Here is a 14,962-nt window from a genome sequence, read left to right as displayed (position 1 = left end):
TGAGTAACTTTTTGCTACATTTCAATTATTTGTTTTTACTGAAAGTTTTCAATCAAGTTGCAGTCATAATAAAAAAGCCAGTACAGATACTGGCTTTGAATAGATACCTAGCATAAATATTTGCATAAATACTTGCGTGATCTACCACATTAAATCATCTGGAATCACATAGGCTGCGTATGGATCTTCTTCATCTGTCGTGGCTTCATTTTTCTCGGCATTATTGACAATAATAAAGCCTTCCATTTTGCTATTAATACGTTCAGCTAAAGCTTTAGGCAGGAACGCATAACTGTCATTTTCTTTGGCAATCACCAAACTACCTGCCACGAGTGCATTGTAAATTTGTTGATTGATATACACTTTTTTAATCTTGCCATCTAAAAACTGATAAGCCACTTCACCATCGGTATCACGAATTTTATGCTGCTGAATCATTTGCATAATTGCTGCTTTCAGTTCTTTTTCCTGTAAAGCGGCTTTCTTTTCTTGCTCAATAGCTTGGTCTTTGGCGAGTTTTTCTTGCTGTGCCTGTGCAATTTTGGCTTTCACTTCAGCATCTTTACTTTCACCTGTGCGCTGTTCGTGTAAGGTTTGTTTAGACAGTTTTTTTGCTTTTTTATTATCCACTAAACCCGCTTTGAGCAATTGTGCCTGTAGTGCATTTTTAACCATGATAATTTCCGAAACTTAATGTTGAAGATGTCGATAGCGAAAATAAATAATCCAATACACCAAACTCAAACTTAGGCTGAGTCCTGCAGGTACCAGAAAAGAATTCAGTTTAAATGTAGGATAAATGGCTGCAGCGAGTAATCCACCCACAAAGAAACCAATTAAAATCAGTAGGTGTAAAACAATACGTCTTTTTTCAACTTGTAAGCCCCGCACTCGATAACCGAGGGCTAAGCCTAAATCGGTCAATACCCCAGATAAATGTGTGGTGCGGATGATGGTGCCTTTATAGTAGCTGATCATGGCATTTTGTATGCCCATGGCAACTGACGCCCAAAGCAGGGCATAACGTGGGAAATAAGGCAATAATACCCAGCAGATTAAAATAAAAAAAGCCACCAAACTCATGGGAAAACCATAGCGACGCCCTAAGCGAAAATTGCTATTTCCTAAAATGACGCCGCTATAAAATGAGCCAATCACGTAGCACAAAATCACCAGAAACAAGAAAATCATGGCTTCTGGTTTCCAGTCGATTAGCGCCATCGCCAAGATACTAACGTTACCAGTCATGTGCGAAACGGACTGGTGCAATACGGTCACCAATCCGAGTACGTTAATAATTCCAGCATTGACGGCTAGAAAAAAAGCACCAAATTGCACCCAAAGGGGTAAAGTTTGAAAAGGCATAATGAGTGATTGCGTAAGTTTCCTAACGCATTGTATCTTAACTCAAACCACGGTCAACCGCAGTAGTAAATAGCACATCGGTAGATGAGTTAAGCGCAGTTTCGGTTGAATCTTGCAATACGCTAATGACCATACCAATCGCAACAACTTGCATAGCAATATCTGAAGAAATACCAAATAAGCCACACGCTACAGGAATCAGCAGTAACGACCCGCCAGCAACGCCTGAAGCACCACATGCCGACACCGTTGCAACCACAGATAAAATCAGCATGGTGCTAAAATCGACAGAAATTCCTAAAGTATTTACCGCAGCTAAGGTCAAAACGGTAATGGTGACCGATGCGCCTGCCATGTTAATTACTGCACCTAACGGAATTGCAACACTCGCGGTTGATTCCTGTACGCCTAAACGCTTGGCTAAGTCTAAATTGACAGGGATATTGGCTGCAGAACTACGGGTAAAGAATGCGGTAATACCGCTTTCGCGTAAGCATTGAAAAACTAAAGGATAAGGATTGCTGCGGGTCACAAATGCCACCATGATTGGGTTGATGACTAACGCGACAAAGAACATCGTACCTAACAAGACTGCCAATAATTGAGCATAACTGGCTAAGGTGCTCAAGCCTGCATCGGCAAATGTCACGGCAACCAAGCCAAAAATACCGAAAGGTGCAAAGTTAATCACCAAGCGAATAACGCGATTGACTGCATTGGCTGCATCATTCAACAATGCTTTGGTGGACTCTGTAGCATGGCGGAAGGCAATCCCTAAAGCCACAGCCCAAGCCAAAATACCAATAAAGTTGGCTTCGGCAATGGCAACTACAGGGTTAGCAACAAAACTAAGTAAAAGGTTTTTCAAAATTTCAGCAAGACTACCCGGCGGTGTTAAATCTGCCTGTGTCGCAACACCTAAAAATAATGTACTTGGGAAAAGTGAGCTTGCAATGACCGCACTGAGCGCAGCCAAGAACATACCAATCGCATACATCAGCATAATCGGTTTGATATAAGCATTGCTGCTTCCAATTTTAAAATTGGCAATGGATGCCATGACCAAAATAAACACTAAAATTGGCGCAACAGACTTTAGGGCTTTAATAAATAAATCACCCAAAAGGCTTAAATAAGGCGCAGATTCTGGAAATAAAATTGCAACAGCCACACCGAGTACAATTGCAATCATAATTCGGGAGACTAAACTCAAACGCAAAAAAGCTGAAAACATACGAAAATAAGGTAAAAGAAAAGCGGCTATTTTATACTGAAATATCCATGTGCTTAAAAATAATTTTGATATAAAAATTAAGTCTATATTTTTAAAAGTGATATTTATTAAACTGTTTAAATTTCAGCAAGATAAAAGTACTCATTGATCAAAAAGTATGTGTGTTGAACATCCAGTTTTAAAGATAAAATTAAAGATCAATTTCTTGATCTTTAAGTCAGTTCAGGCGCAAGCTCTTGCATGGCTAAATAATGTGAAAAAAAAACTTTTCCATTTAAATGCTGCAAAAGTTTTGAGTGTTGTAATTTGTCCATTACTGGGCCTTTAATTTCAGAAAAATGCAGACAGATATTCAATTTTTTAAGTTCCAGATTTAAATCTTCCAGCATTTCGAGCGCACTTAAATCAATACTGCTAATACTCGAACAATTCACCACAACATGCTTTAACTGAGGGTTTTGACTGACTTGATTAATAAAAAAGCCTTTTAAAGTATTGGCATTTAAAAAGGTTAGATTTTCGTCAATTCGCATGGAAAGTACGTGTGGCGCGGTACGCACTTGATGGCGCTGAATATTACGAAAATGTTGTGTGCCTTCAAGTAAACCGATCACCGCAATATGTGGTCGGCTAATACGCCACAACATTAGAATAAAGGTAGATACAATTCCAATAATTAAACCTGTCGAAATATCAATCAATATGACGCCAAAGAACGTCACCCACATGGCTAGACCATCGGCTTTGGAATAACGCCAAGTTTCTTTAAAAGATTGGAACTCGACCAGTTTCCAAATTGAAACAATAATGGTTGCAGCCAAAACAGCCAGTGGTAAGTCTTGGAAAAATCCCGTGAAGTATAAACTGACAATAACAATCACGATGGAGGTAAATACACCTGCCATGGGTGTTTTTGCACCTGCATCGGCATTGACCACGGTACGCGACAAACTGCCTGTGACGGGAAAAGAGGAGCTAACACCTGCGCCAAAATTGGCTAAACCGAGTGCAATCAGTTCCTGATTGCTATTTAAGTGACTACGTTGTTGTAAGGCGGTGGCTTGCGCAATAGACAGAGATTCCACAAAACTGATCATGGCAATCATGGCTGCGCCAGGAAGGAGTTGTAGAACAAGTTGTGCATTCCATTCAGGGAATTGAATAGGCGGAAATCCTGAAGGAATTTCTCCGACTGTTTTAATGCCGATTTGTTGCAAATGCAATGAATAAACCAAAGCAATTGAACCGATCACCAATACCAATGGCAAGGCTTTTAAGATAAAGCCGCTACCTCGAACACGCTCACGAATGGCATTACTGTTGATGATTTTAGGGGCATAAATTAGAAATAAAATGGCAGCAACACCCAAGAGCACGCTATAAAAATGGGTTTGTCCCATATATTTCCAAAAGCTGTATAAGAACTCAGGTAAGTTATTGGCTTTAAGGGGGATGTCTAACACAAATTTAAGCTGTCCAATCGCAATCATTAATGCAGAGGCAATAATGAAGCTTTTAATAACAGGATGGCTAATGAGTTGAATTAAAAAACCGAAGCGAAAAATCCCTAAAAGTAGCGAAATAATGCCGACCATCACAGCAAGTAAACAGGCTGCTTGAATATAAGCTGCCGAGCCGACTTCAAATAAAGGATTGAGCGTCGCAAAGGTCATCATAGAAATAATGGCGACTGGGCCAATGGACAAGGTTGGGCTGCCACCAACCAAGGCGTACATAATCATGGGGATCACGCTCGCGTATAAACCCATGACAGGAGGCAAACCTGCAAGCATGGCATAGGCCATTCCTTGAGGTACCAACATGGCAATGACAATAAACGCAGACAGCAGATCAGATTTCAATGTTTCTGCATTGTATTTTCGCAGCCATTGCCAAGCAGGTAGTACACGAGCCAAACGTGAATTGAAATCTGACATACTGAAATCTAAATCATAAATTTAGATATATTATGAACAAAAAATGCTAAGAAGTCTTTGAAATAGCAGGAGAGTATTCAAGTTTTATGGTAATGCCTGATAATACAGGCATTATCATTTAGACCTGCGGGCAATAAAGTGCATAGAGGGTATTAAGTACCTGCACCATTTTTTCATCTTTAATTGAATAAAAAATTTGCTTGCCATCACGGCGGGTATTCACCACATCACTTTTACGCAGCATCATTAATTGTTGCGATAAAGTAGGCTGATGAATTTGAGTTATTTCTTCAATTTGCGATACGTTTAATTCTTGTTGAGATAAATGACAAAGAATTAAAAGACGGTCACTATTCGCCAAAGATTTTAAAATTCCAACAACGGTATCCGCAGATTCACGCATTGATGTGATTTCAAGACCATCGTTCATTGTTTTATTCTCTTAATTTACAGCTAACCCAATATATATTAGGCGGGAGTGGAAGATAAATTATATAACATAAATCATTATTTATATATGAGAACAAGTATCATTTAAGAAAAGATATCAGCCAATCATAAATAATGGGCTGATATTCTAATCAAAAAATTGATAAAAAAGTGGCTGAGTTACAATAAAACCTATTTTTTCACTTGTTCAAAACTTTTTAATTCTTTCTCACTAAATTCACTCGATGCAGCTAACAATTCGTGAATTTCTGGGTTATACCAAGCAAAGTATTCCGACATTTTTGCACTAAAAGTATCATCTAGGCTTATCTGCGTAGCATTGTGTTGCAACAAGGCTTGCTGATCTAAACTGCTGATAAAACTTTTTAAGGTGGCACTATCAAAATAATATGCAGACTTAAATTGTGCAGAATCTGCAGCGCGTTGTAATACGGTTTTGGTCATTTTTTCCAAAACTTTCAGATTTAAAGGGATGTGTGCGCTATAACGCTGCAAAAGCCCTTGAATCAATACGAAATTATTTAAACTTGGTTTTGCCAGTTCAGCTAAGGCATAGAGTTCATGCTGTGTAGCTGGGTTCGGCTGTAATTGCAGATTTGCTTCTGTAACCCAATTTTGCTGAATAAAGTACGCCACAATTTTTTCGATTTCTTGAGAAAGTTCTTGCACCGTCCATGCCAAGAAAAACTCTTGCTTCAAATATGGATAAATCGCCTGCAGTTTTTGCATTAAATCTGCGCATGATAATGCTAAATTTTGTTCATTAAACTGCTGCACAATTAATGCTACACACGCAGGCAAAATAAAGCAGTGCAAAATATTATTGCTAAAATAGCTCAATAAGATTTTTTGGCTTTCTGCGACTCGAATCTGTTCTACACCATCTTGGTTATAACGCTCAACTTGTTTAAGTTTTAGCGCATATTCAATAATTTCTTGTGGATTTAAACCCGTAATAATCATACGTGGGTCGTAGCACAATTGTTTGAGCAAACGTCGATATTGTTCAATTCGGGCGAGCAGCTCATCTTGTTTCAATGCATGCTGATCGGCATTTAATAAAATCAGAGAGATGAGGGCGATTGGGTTAATCACCACCGCTTTATTGATATTTTCCAAGATTGCATGCGCAGTATGATCTACCGTGTGAATCACAGAGGTCGGTAGTTCATCATTTATGTTCAGTTTTACATCGCGTGCTTGGTTGGCAGTTAAAACATCATCTAAAAATACAGGTTCGCCAAAGTTGACATAGACCTGACCAAAGACTTTTTCAATTTTACGGGCAGAGTTTAAAATACCCCATAAAGATTCGGCTTCTTTCGGTTTGCCGTTTAATTCATTTAAATAAGATGTGCCTTCAATCAGTTTTTCATAACCAAAATACGTTGGAATAAATGCAATTGGTTTGGTTGCTCCGCGTAAATGGCTTTGAATGGTCATCGACAACATGCCTTTTTTCGGCGGTAACAATAAACCTGTACGTGAGCGTCCACCTTCAATGAAGTATTCGAGTGGGGTGTTGCGTGACAATAAACTGTGTAAATATTCTTTAAATACCGAGGTGTATAATTCATTGCCGCTGAAAGTACGGCGAATAAAATACGCACCTGCACCACGCATTAATTGACCCACAATTGGTAAATTTAAATTAATACCTGCTGCAATATGCGGCACCATCAAGCCACGATTAAAAATCACATAAGACAGCAACAAATAGTCGATGTGGCTACGATGACAAGGGGTATAGACGATTTCATAGTCTTTGGCGAGTTCGCGTACCGTGTCAAAGTGATGCACTTCAATGCCATCATAGAGCTGTGTCCAAAGCTTGGTCAGTGCCAGTTCAGCAAAACGCAAAGTCGAATAAGAAAAGTCCGATACAATTTCAGTTAAATAGCTTTTAGCACGGTTTTCTGCTTCAAACATACTGACTTTTTGTTCGATACTTTCTTTACGAATAGCTTGTTGTACTGCTTCACTTTTCATCAACGCATGAATCAAATTACGGCGGTCAGATAAGTCTGGGCCTAAAATCGCTTCTTTGTGTTGATTAAAATTGTGTTCCAGATGTTGCTCAATAAAGTGCGCAGGCGATAAGTGTGGTTGTTGTTGTGTGGCTTGTTCAATAAGCTGACGTAAGGAAATTGCTTTATGAAACTCGATGTAGTTATCACGTGAATAGAGCGAAATATTAATGGTTTGTTTAAGCTTGTTTGGCGTAGACCATGCATCGGCAAATAATGCTTTAAACCAAGAGTCTTCGTATTCGGGTGAACGTCCCCAAAGTACAGTTACGGGAACTAACAACACATCATGTTCAGGATGTTGCTCTAAGGTTTCAATGAGTCGAATCAATTTAGCAGAGTAGTGATAAGCACTGTGCTGTGGGTTTTTCTCACGCAAGACCAAAATGGAATCGTCTTCCTGATGCTCGGCAATGTTTAAAGGCGCATACACAGAAGGTAAACCACGAGATTGCGTCTGCTGATCAATCAATACGGTATTGCTGAGAGAGGCATCTTGCAGCACATAACAAAATTGTGTTTTTTCAGAGCTTTGTGCAACACGATGTTCTAATTCTGCAGTCGTGCCTAATACTTGTGGCGTCACAATCTTATCTAAGATTTTTTTAGTGAAATTACGATAAAGCTGACTGTAACGTTTATTAGACATTGCATTCCCTACATTTTGTTATGTGTTGCTATTGTCAAAAAATAAATAGCGAATTTCAAACCCAAGTGCCGAGAAAATCGACAATTAAACTGAGGTCGTCATCTCTTTATTCTAATTCGCATTTTGTTGAAAGCTAATCATATTTTTGTATAAAACAATTTTCGTGAAACATCGGCAAAAATTTTATAAAAAGGTATGATAATTTAAATTTTGTTTATATAGATATAACTTAGGGAATAATCATGACCACAGATGCAGCTTTTTCAACACCAGCAAATTTAGGGATTGCCGTATATAGCAATAATGCAGAAGCGATTGGTAACACGCCATTGGTACGCATTAACCGTTTAATTTCTGGCGATGCAACGGTTTTAGCCAAAGTGGAAAGCCGTAACCCTGCATTTTCTGTGAAATGTCGTATTGGTGCTGCTTTAATTGCCGATGCTGAAAGACGTGGCGTGTTAAAAGCAGGTATGCATATTGTAGAACCGACCAGCGGTAATACAGGAATCGCTTTGGCATTTGTAGCTGCAGCAAAAGGTTATGAGATTACACTAACGATGCCTGCAAGCATGAGTATTGAGCGCCGTAAGGTGTTGAAAGCGTTGGGTGCAAATTTGGTGCTGACTGAGCCTGCAAAAGGTATGAAAGGCGCGGTGGATGAAGCAGAGCGTTTGGCAACCGAACATCCTGAAACTTATTATTTGCCGCAGCAGTTTAATAACCCTGCCAATCCGCAAATTCATGAAGAAACCACAGGCCCAGAAATTTGGGCAGCAACAGGCGGCAAGGTCGATATTCTTGTTGCAGGTGTAGGTACAGGCGGTACGATTTCTGGTATTTCGCGTTATTTCAAAAAGGTAAAAGGTCAGGCATTGCATACTGTTGCAGTCGAGCCTGCTGAATCTCCAATTATCGCTCAGGCCAAGCGTGGTGAAGCCATTACGCCTGCACCACATAAAATTCAGGGGATTGGCGCTAACTTTATTCCAAAAAACCTAGATTTAGATTTGGTGGATGAAGTGATTGCGATTGAAAGTGCTGAAGCAATTGACTGGGCGCGTAAAACAGCAACCCAAGAAGGTATTTTAGTCGGTATTTCAAGTGGTGCAGCAATGGCTGCTGCTGCAAAATTGGCGGCACGTCCTGAAAATGCAGGTAAAAATATTGTGGTGATTTTACCTGACAGTGGTGAGCGTTATTTATCTTCAGTATTATTTGAAGATATTAGTGCAGAATGATGTGTCTTTAGACAGTCAAAAGAATTTGAAAAATCCCAAAGTTTGAACTTTGGGATTTTTTATTTAGAGAATAAATTTATGAGGTGAGTTAATACGTTCTGAAAAGCAAATTTCTTTCTACTTAGACGCTAATATTTAGCGGGATCAGCAATGAATCCAACGAAGCTAACTATGTAAAAATCAAACAATCGCAGATACTTTATCTGGCGTCATCAGTGCTTGATTAATATATAGCTTGATTAAGCGTTCACGTGACCCAATAGCTTTTTGATAATGGGTAGAATTGAGTAATAACGACGCACCATAAGTTACTGTCCAAATATAAGACAGATAATCACGGATCGACATCGCGCTGTTAAAGGACTCTAAATAGGCTTGGGTGATGTCCTTAATTTCTAAAATACGCTGCTCACGAATATCGTATAACTGTTCAAACAATTCATTTAGTTTACGTTCATTATTGGTTAAGCGTTCTTCAATTGAGTGCAGCAAAATCGTACGGTTGGAATTAAGCATGTTATACAGCATGTACTGCGAAACATAAGTTTGAAAGTTATGGTGATACTGTTTGGAAATATCCAATAAACGCTGTTCATTTAAAATAATTAACTCTAAATAGAGCTGATTTTTACTTTTGAAATATTTATAAATTGTGCCTTTGGCAATATCTAACTCTGCAGCCAACTCACTTAATGTAATATCATTATGATTTTCCAGTAATAAAACCTCAGCCATTGCCAAAATTTTCTCTTTACGACGTCGGAAATTTTCTTGGCGTAGAGTCGTCATCAATCAATATTCCAATTACAACCAATTAAGCATGTTGGAGTCTAGTGCAGTTTGAGCAACTTGAAAATAGCACCAAGGTCTTGAAAAGGTAAGTTTTAACGTATGTTCATCAGTGAACCAATGAATTTAAAAAATATCATGTGAAAAATAGCACAATCCATAAGCCAAATCGGTTGTCAATAAAACTGAACCAAACAGGTCATTTTAGTGAAATAAAATTGGATTTCTAAAACTTTTATTCTATTTTTCATAAGCAAGGCCTAAAAGTCTAAGATCAATCAAGCATAGCAATTCAGCACTTTGCGAGATTGCAATGCTCATCTTTTGATTTACATTTAACGTGAATTACTTGCTAACTCACAGGGATGTTATTTGTAATTTTAAAAAGCATGGCTTTTACGGTAATCACTTTAAAAAGACGGTAATAAGGGACTAAAAATGATTGTAATTGTAGATGCTGTACGTACCGCAATGGGCGGCTTTCAAGGTTCACTGGCAAGTTGTACAGCACCCGATTTAGGCGCGGTTGCAATTCAACACGCAGTTGCACGTGCAGGTTTAAGTGGGACTGACATTGATGAAGTAATTTTTGGTTGTGTATTGCCTGCAGGTTTGAAGCAAGGCCCTGCACGTCAGGCGATGCGTCAAGCGGGTTTACCCGATAGTACAGGTGCAACCACCATCAATAAAATTTGTGGCTCTGGCATGAAAGCTGTTATGCAGGCAGCCGATGCTATTCAGGCAGGTTCAGCGCAGATTGTGGTCGCTGGCGGTATGGAATCTATGTCGAATGCGCCGTATTTGCTAGATAAAGCACGTGCAGGTTTCCGTATGGGACACGGCAAAGTCACAGACCACATGTTTCAGGAAGGTTTAGAAGATGCTGAAACAGGCTTGTCGATGGGCGTGCTGGCGCAAGACATGGCAGACAAGAAAAACTATACCCGTGAGCAGCAGGATGAATACGCAATTCGCTCTTTAAACCGCGCGGTAGAAGCCATTCAAAACGGTTATTTTAAAAATGAAATCGTGCCTGTCACTGTTCATTCACGTAAAGGTGATGTGATTGTCGATCAGGATGAACAACCGTTAAATGCCAAAGTCGATAAAATTAGCAGTTTGCGTCCCGCATTTAAAAAAGATGGCACGATTACAGCCGCCAATGCCAGCTCTATTTCAGATGGCGCATCTGCTCTGGTGATTACATCAGATGTGGTTGCGGCAGAGCGTGGCTTAAAACCGCTTGCAAAAGTTGTGGCATACGCGACACATTCACAACATCCTTCTGAGTTTACTCTTGCTCCTGTAGGGGCGATTCAAAAAGTGCTAGATAAAGCAGGGTGGTCGGTTGCCGATGTAGATTTGTGGGAAATTAATGAAGCCTTTGCCATGGTAACCATGCTTGCGATAGATGCTTTTGATTTAGACCCTGCCAAAGTGAATATTCAGGGTGGTGCATGTGCTTTGGGGCATCCTCTAGGTTCTTCAGGTTCACGTATTATTGTGACGCTCATTCATGCATTGCAACGTATAGGCGCGAAAAAAGGCGTGGCATCTTTATGTATTGGCGGTGGTGAAGCCACAGCGATTGCGGTGGAGTTAGTTTAAGTCCAGCTCGTCTAACTGCAGATTCATCTATAAAAAATAGAGTTCTCGAAAGAACTCTATTTTTTTAACTTTTAACTTTTAACTTATTAACAATAACAATGAAGTTTTATGCTTGGATAAACTGCTTCACTGCTTGGTTAAATTCATTTGGCAATTCTACGTTAGAAATGTGCGATGCATTGATTTCAAACAATTGGCTATTGGCAATACGTTCAACCATAAATTGACCATCGACAACTGTTGTCACAGGGTCTTGCTGACCTGCAACCACTAAAACAGGCACAGTGATGTCTTTAAGTTGTTCACGTACATCCGCTTTAGCCAAAGCTTCGCAACAGCTCGCATAACCTTCGGCGCTGCCAGCTGCCAAGTCGTTTTGAAGATTGTTGACCACTGTCGCGTTGCTTTGGATAAAGGGTTCAGTAAACCAGCGTGATGCTGCAGTCGAAGCAATCGGTTGTAAACCTTGTTCACGTACCAATGCGGCACGGTCATTCCAAGCCTGTTCTTGACCAATTTTTGCCGCAGTATTACACACCACCACCTGATTAAAACGTTCAGGGCGATGAATCGCTAACCATTGACCTGTTAAACCGCCCATAGAAATACCACAGAATGCCGCTTTTTCAACATTTAAGTGATCGAGTAGATTTACAACATCTTGACCCAATTGATCAATGCTATATGGACCTTGCGGAGCTGATGATGCACCGTGACCACGTGTGTCGTAGCAAATTACAAAAAAGTCTTGCTGGAAAAAATCAATCTGTGCTTGCCACATTTTGAAGTTTGTACCCAGCGAGTTTGAAAAAATCAGTGCAGGTTTTGTAGCATCACCAAAAGTTTGGTAATTGATTTGCGCATCATTTGAGGTAAAAGTTGGCATTTTTTTTAAATCCTTAATCTTATAAATCCCCTAAATCCCCCTTTATGAAAGGGGAACTTTTAATGAGGATTAAACACGTTCAATAATCAAAGCAATACCTTGACCAACACCGATACACATTGAACATAAACCGTATTTACCGCCAGTTTGTTCAAGTTGGTTCAGTGCTGTAGTGACTAAACGCGCACCAGATGCACCAAGTGGGTGACCTAAAGCAATTGCACCACCGTTTGGATTGACTTTCTCTGAACCATCTTCAATGCCTAAGTCACGAGTACATGCTAATGCTTGTGCAGCAAAGGCTTCGTTCAGTTCAATCACGTCCATTTGTTCAATGGTCAAACCTGTTTGTGCCAACAATTTTTTGATTGCAGGCGCAGGACCAAAGCCCATAATACGTGGTTCAACACCAACAACAGTTGAAGCAATGATTTTGGCACGTGGTTTTAAGCCGTGTTGTGCAACCGCTTCTTCAGAAGCAATCAGTAGGGCAGCCGCACCATCGTTAATACCTGACGCGTTACCTGCAGTCACAGTACCGTCTGCTTTTACCACTGGCTTTAATTTTGCCAATGCTTCTGCTGTGGTTGATGCACGTGGATGTTCGTCTGCAGCAACAACGACAGGCTCGCCTTTACGTTGTGGAATTTCCACTGCAATAATTTCTTTGTCAAAGAAACCGCGTGCTTGTGCAGCAGCAGTACGTTGTTGGCTGGTTAGAGCAAACAAGTCTTGATCGGCACGGTTAATATTGAACTGTTCCGCTACATTTTCAGCAGTTTGCGGCATAGTTTCTACGCCGTACATTTCTTTGAGTTTCGGGTTAATGAAACGCCAGCCCATTGTGGTGTCTTCAATTTTTTGACTACGACCATAAGCAGATTCTGATTTACCCATCACAAATGGAGCGCGGCTCATTGATTCAACACCACCTGCAATAATCAGGTTTGCTTCACCTGCTTTAATTGCACGTGCGGCCATTGCAATTGCGTCTAGCGATGAACCACATAAACGGTTTACAGTGGTTGCTGGCACTTGGTACGGTAAACCTGCTAAAAGTGCAGACATACGACCCACGTTACGGTTGTCTTCACCTGCTTGGTTGGCACAGCCGTAAATCACGTCATCAACTTGTTCCCAGTTTACAGATGGATTGCGTTGCATAAGTGCTTTGATCGGTAATGCGCCTAAGTCATCAGCACGGACTGGAGCTAAACCACCTGCATAACGACCAAATGGGGTACGGATGGCATCGACGATATATGCGTTTTTCATATTTTATTTTCCAAATATCTTAATCTCTCCCAACCTCCCTTTAAAAAAGGGAGGAGATTCCCACCTAAAATTACTTGATGGAAGTCCCCCTTTGAAAAAGGGGGATTTAGGGGGATTAAAAATTATATTTAAAGACGATTAAGCCTGAGTCGCATCAATCAGCTTTGCACCAGTCAATGACTGTAATTCCTCAAAGCTCAAGCCTTCAACTTTTTCAAGAACTTTCATGCCTTCAGGAGTTACGTCAATCACACATAAGTCAGTGTAAATGCGGTCTACACATTTCAAGCCAGTTGCTGGGTAAGTCAATTCAGCCACGATTTTTGGTTCACCTTTTTTGGTGACGTGATCGGTTGTGATAAAGACTTTTTTCGCACCAACGGCTAAGTCCATTGCGCCACCAACAGCAGGAATCGCATCTGGCGCACCTGTGTGCCAGTTTGCCAAGTCGCCATTTTCAGCCACTTGGAATGCACCCAATACTGCGATGTCTAAGTGACCGCCACGCATCATGGCAAAAGAGTCACCATGATGGAAGAATGAGCCGCCTGTTAGCATGGTCACGAATTCTTTACCTGCGTTGATTAACTCAGGGTCTTCTTCACCTGCAGGAGGTGGTGGACCGAAAGCCAATAAACCGTTTTCAGAGTGTAAGAATACGTCTTTGTCTGAAGGCAGGTAGTTTGAAATTTTAGTTGGTAAGCCAATGCCGAGGTTGACATAAGCACCGTCTGGAATGTCTTGTGCCACACGTTCAGCGATTTGATCACGTGTTAATTTGGTATAGCTCATGATGTTCTCCTTCACGTGACAGTTATGCAGATTGTTCAGGTTGTTTTGCGCCAACGGCAACAACGTGCTGAACGAAAATACCCGGAGTGATGATGTGTTCAGGATCTAACGCGCCTAACTCAACCACTTCAGAAACCTGTGCAATTGTCACATCGGCAGCCATCGCCATGATTGGGCCAAAGTTACGTGCAGATTTACGGTACACCAAGTTACCCCAACGGTCGCCTTGCTGTGCTTTAATTAAAGCAAAGTCTGCGCGGATTGGGTTTTCTAGTACGTAGTCTTTACCTTCATAATTTAAGATTGGTTTGCCTTCTGCAAGTAAAGTACCAAAACCTGTAGGGGTATAGATTGGACCTAGACCCATACCTGCAGCCTGAATACGGCATGCCAAGTTACCTTGCGGCACCAGTTCAAGCTCGATTTTGCCTGCGCGGTAAAGTTCATCAAATACCCAAGAGTCAGACTGACGTGGGAATGAACAGATAATTTTACGTACCGCGCCAGCTTTTAGCAGTTTCGCTAAACCGTAGTCACCATTACCTGCGTTGTTGTTTACAATAATTAAATCTTTGATGCCAAGTTCAATCAAACCATCAATGAGTTCCGCTGGCTGACCTGCGGTACCAAAACCACCAATCATGATGGTTGAACCATCTTTAATTTGCGAAAGGACTTCTGTTAAAGAAGTTTGACTTTTATCAATCAT

13 protein-coding genes are annotated in these 14,962 nt (G+C 40.5%); 2 read left to right on the top strand and 11 right to left on the bottom strand.

The window, feature by feature from the left end:
• Positions 1-141: 141 nt before the first annotated feature.
• The 6 genes from J4G44_RS08995 to plsB all read right to left on the bottom strand — a co-directional run bounded on the left by J4G44_RS08995 (position 142) and on the right by plsB (position 7,662).
• Entirely contained in the window at positions 142-675 is a 534-nt protein-coding gene (locus tag J4G44_RS08995; RefSeq protein ID WP_004973493.1) for a DUF2058 domain-containing protein, read from the bottom strand.
• 15 nt (positions 676-690) lie between these two features.
• Entirely contained in the window at positions 691-1,365 is a 675-nt protein-coding gene (locus J4G44_RS08990) for a YoaK family protein (protein ID WP_004973496.1), read from the bottom strand.
• Between the two features lie 37 nt (positions 1,366-1,402).
• Positions 1,403-2,599 carry a serine/threonine transporter SstT gene (sstT, locus tag J4G44_RS08985; protein ID WP_180158932.1) on the bottom strand — a complete coding sequence of 399 codons (1,197 nt, stop codon included), beginning with the start codon at positions 2,597-2,599 and terminating at the stop codon, positions 1,403-1,405.
• Positions 2,600-2,811: 212 nt separating this feature from the next.
• The gene (locus J4G44_RS08980) at positions 2,812-4,536 is read right to left on the bottom strand and encodes a SulP family inorganic anion transporter (RefSeq protein WP_180158931.1); all 1,725 of its coding nucleotides are present in this window, start codon (positions 4,534-4,536) and stop codon (positions 2,812-2,814) included.
• 118 nt (positions 4,537-4,654) lie between these two features.
• Positions 4,655-4,966 (bottom strand): ArsR/SmtB family transcription factor, encoded by a 312-nt coding sequence (locus J4G44_RS08975; protein ID WP_004973501.1) that lies wholly within the window; start codon positions 4,964-4,966, stop codon positions 4,655-4,657.
• Between the two features lie 191 nt (positions 4,967-5,157).
• Positions 5,158-7,662 carry a glycerol-3-phosphate 1-O-acyltransferase PlsB gene (gene plsB, locus J4G44_RS08970; protein WP_180158930.1) on the bottom strand — a complete coding sequence of 835 codons (2,505 nt, stop codon included), beginning with the start codon at positions 7,660-7,662 and terminating at the stop codon, positions 5,158-5,160.
• 242 nt (positions 7,663-7,904) lie between these two features.
• Here plsB and cysK point away from each other — a divergent pair, with 242 nt between their 5' ends.
• The gene (gene cysK, locus J4G44_RS08965; RefSeq protein WP_096901605.1) at positions 7,905-8,903 is read left to right on the top strand and encodes a cysteine synthase A; all 999 of its coding nucleotides are present in this window, start codon (positions 7,905-7,907) and stop codon (positions 8,901-8,903) included.
• Positions 8,904-9,083: 180 nt separating this feature from the next.
• Here cysK and J4G44_RS08960 read toward each other — a convergent pair whose 3' ends face one another.
• Entirely contained in the window at positions 9,084-9,692 is a 609-nt protein-coding gene (locus J4G44_RS08960; protein ID WP_004973506.1) for a TetR/AcrR family transcriptional regulator, read from the bottom strand.
• Between the two features lie 438 nt (positions 9,693-10,130).
• Between J4G44_RS08960 and J4G44_RS08955 the strand changes: the two genes are divergently transcribed.
• Positions 10,131-11,300, top strand: a complete 1,170-nt coding sequence (locus J4G44_RS08955; RefSeq protein WP_096901606.1) for a thiolase family protein — start codon at positions 10,131-10,133, stop codon at positions 11,298-11,300.
• 106 nt (positions 11,301-11,406) lie between these two features.
• Here J4G44_RS08955 and pcaD read toward each other — a convergent pair whose 3' ends face one another.
• From pcaD to J4G44_RS08935, 4 genes are all read right to left on the bottom strand, one after another.
• The gene (gene pcaD, locus J4G44_RS08950; protein WP_096901607.1) at positions 11,407-12,186 is read right to left on the bottom strand and encodes a 3-oxoadipate enol-lactonase; all 780 of its coding nucleotides are present in this window, start codon (positions 12,184-12,186) and stop codon (positions 11,407-11,409) included.
• 69 nt (positions 12,187-12,255) lie between these two features.
• On the bottom strand, positions 12,256-13,461 hold the full coding sequence (gene pcaF, locus J4G44_RS08945) for a 3-oxoadipyl-CoA thiolase (protein ID WP_070155120.1): 1,206 nt from the start codon (positions 13,459-13,461) through the stop codon (positions 12,256-12,258).
• 138 nt (positions 13,462-13,599) lie between these two features.
• Positions 13,600-14,253, bottom strand: coding sequence for a 3-oxoacid CoA-transferase subunit B (locus tag J4G44_RS08940; RefSeq protein WP_104851987.1), 654 nt, complete (start codon positions 14,251-14,253; stop codon positions 13,600-13,602).
• Between the two features lie 22 nt (positions 14,254-14,275).
• A complete protein-coding gene (locus J4G44_RS08935; RefSeq protein WP_180009200.1) occupies positions 14,276-14,962 on the bottom strand; it encodes a 3-oxoacid CoA-transferase subunit A in 687 nt (228 codons plus the stop codon).

This window comes from Acinetobacter towneri (assembly GCF_017498585.1).
Classification (GTDB): Bacteria; Pseudomonadota; Gammaproteobacteria; order Pseudomonadales; family Moraxellaceae; genus Acinetobacter; species Acinetobacter towneri.
This window is presented reverse-complemented; position numbering and strand designations above follow the sequence as displayed.

Excerpts from the sequence above, each read along its gene's own strand:
- J4G44_RS08995 (WP_004973493.1), bottom strand. The coding sequence starts at position 675 with ATGGTTAAAAATGCACTACAGGCACAATTGCTCAAAGCGGGTTTAGTG.
- J4G44_RS08990 (WP_004973496.1), bottom strand. The coding sequence starts at position 1,365 with ATGCCTTTTCAAACTTTACCCCTTTGGGTGCAATTTGGTGCTTTTTTT.
- sstT (WP_180158932.1), bottom strand. The coding sequence starts at position 2,599 with ATGTTTTCAGCTTTTTTGCGTTTGAGTTTAGTCTCCCGAATTATGATT.
- J4G44_RS08980 (WP_180158931.1), bottom strand. The coding sequence starts at position 4,536 with ATGTCAGATTTCAATTCACGTTTGGCTCGTGTACTACCTGCTTGGCAA.
- J4G44_RS08975 (WP_004973501.1), bottom strand. The coding sequence starts at position 4,966 with ATGAACGATGGTCTTGAAATCACATCAATGCGTGAATCTGCGGATACC.
- plsB (WP_180158930.1), bottom strand. The coding sequence starts at position 7,662 with ATGTCTAATAAACGTTACAGTCAGCTTTATCGTAATTTCACTAAAAAA.
- cysK (WP_096901605.1), top strand. The coding sequence starts at position 7,905 with ATGACCACAGATGCAGCTTTTTCAACACCAGCAAATTTAGGGATTGCC.
- J4G44_RS08960 (WP_004973506.1), bottom strand. The coding sequence starts at position 9,692 with ATGACGACTCTACGCCAAGAAAATTTCCGACGTCGTAAAGAGAAAATT.
- J4G44_RS08955 (WP_096901606.1), top strand. The coding sequence starts at position 10,131 with ATGATTGTAATTGTAGATGCTGTACGTACCGCAATGGGCGGCTTTCAA.
- pcaD (WP_096901607.1), bottom strand. The coding sequence starts at position 12,186 with ATGCCAACTTTTACCTCAAATGATGCGCAAATCAATTACCAAACTTTT.
- pcaF (WP_070155120.1), bottom strand. The coding sequence starts at position 13,461 with ATGAAAAACGCATATATCGTCGATGCCATCCGTACCCCATTTGGTCGT.
- J4G44_RS08940 (WP_104851987.1), bottom strand. The coding sequence starts at position 14,253 with ATGAGCTATACCAAATTAACACGTGATCAAATCGCTGAACGTGTGGCA.
- J4G44_RS08935 (WP_180009200.1), bottom strand. The coding sequence starts at position 14,962 with ATGATTGATAAAAGTCAAACTTCTTTAACAGAAGTCCTTTCGCAAATT.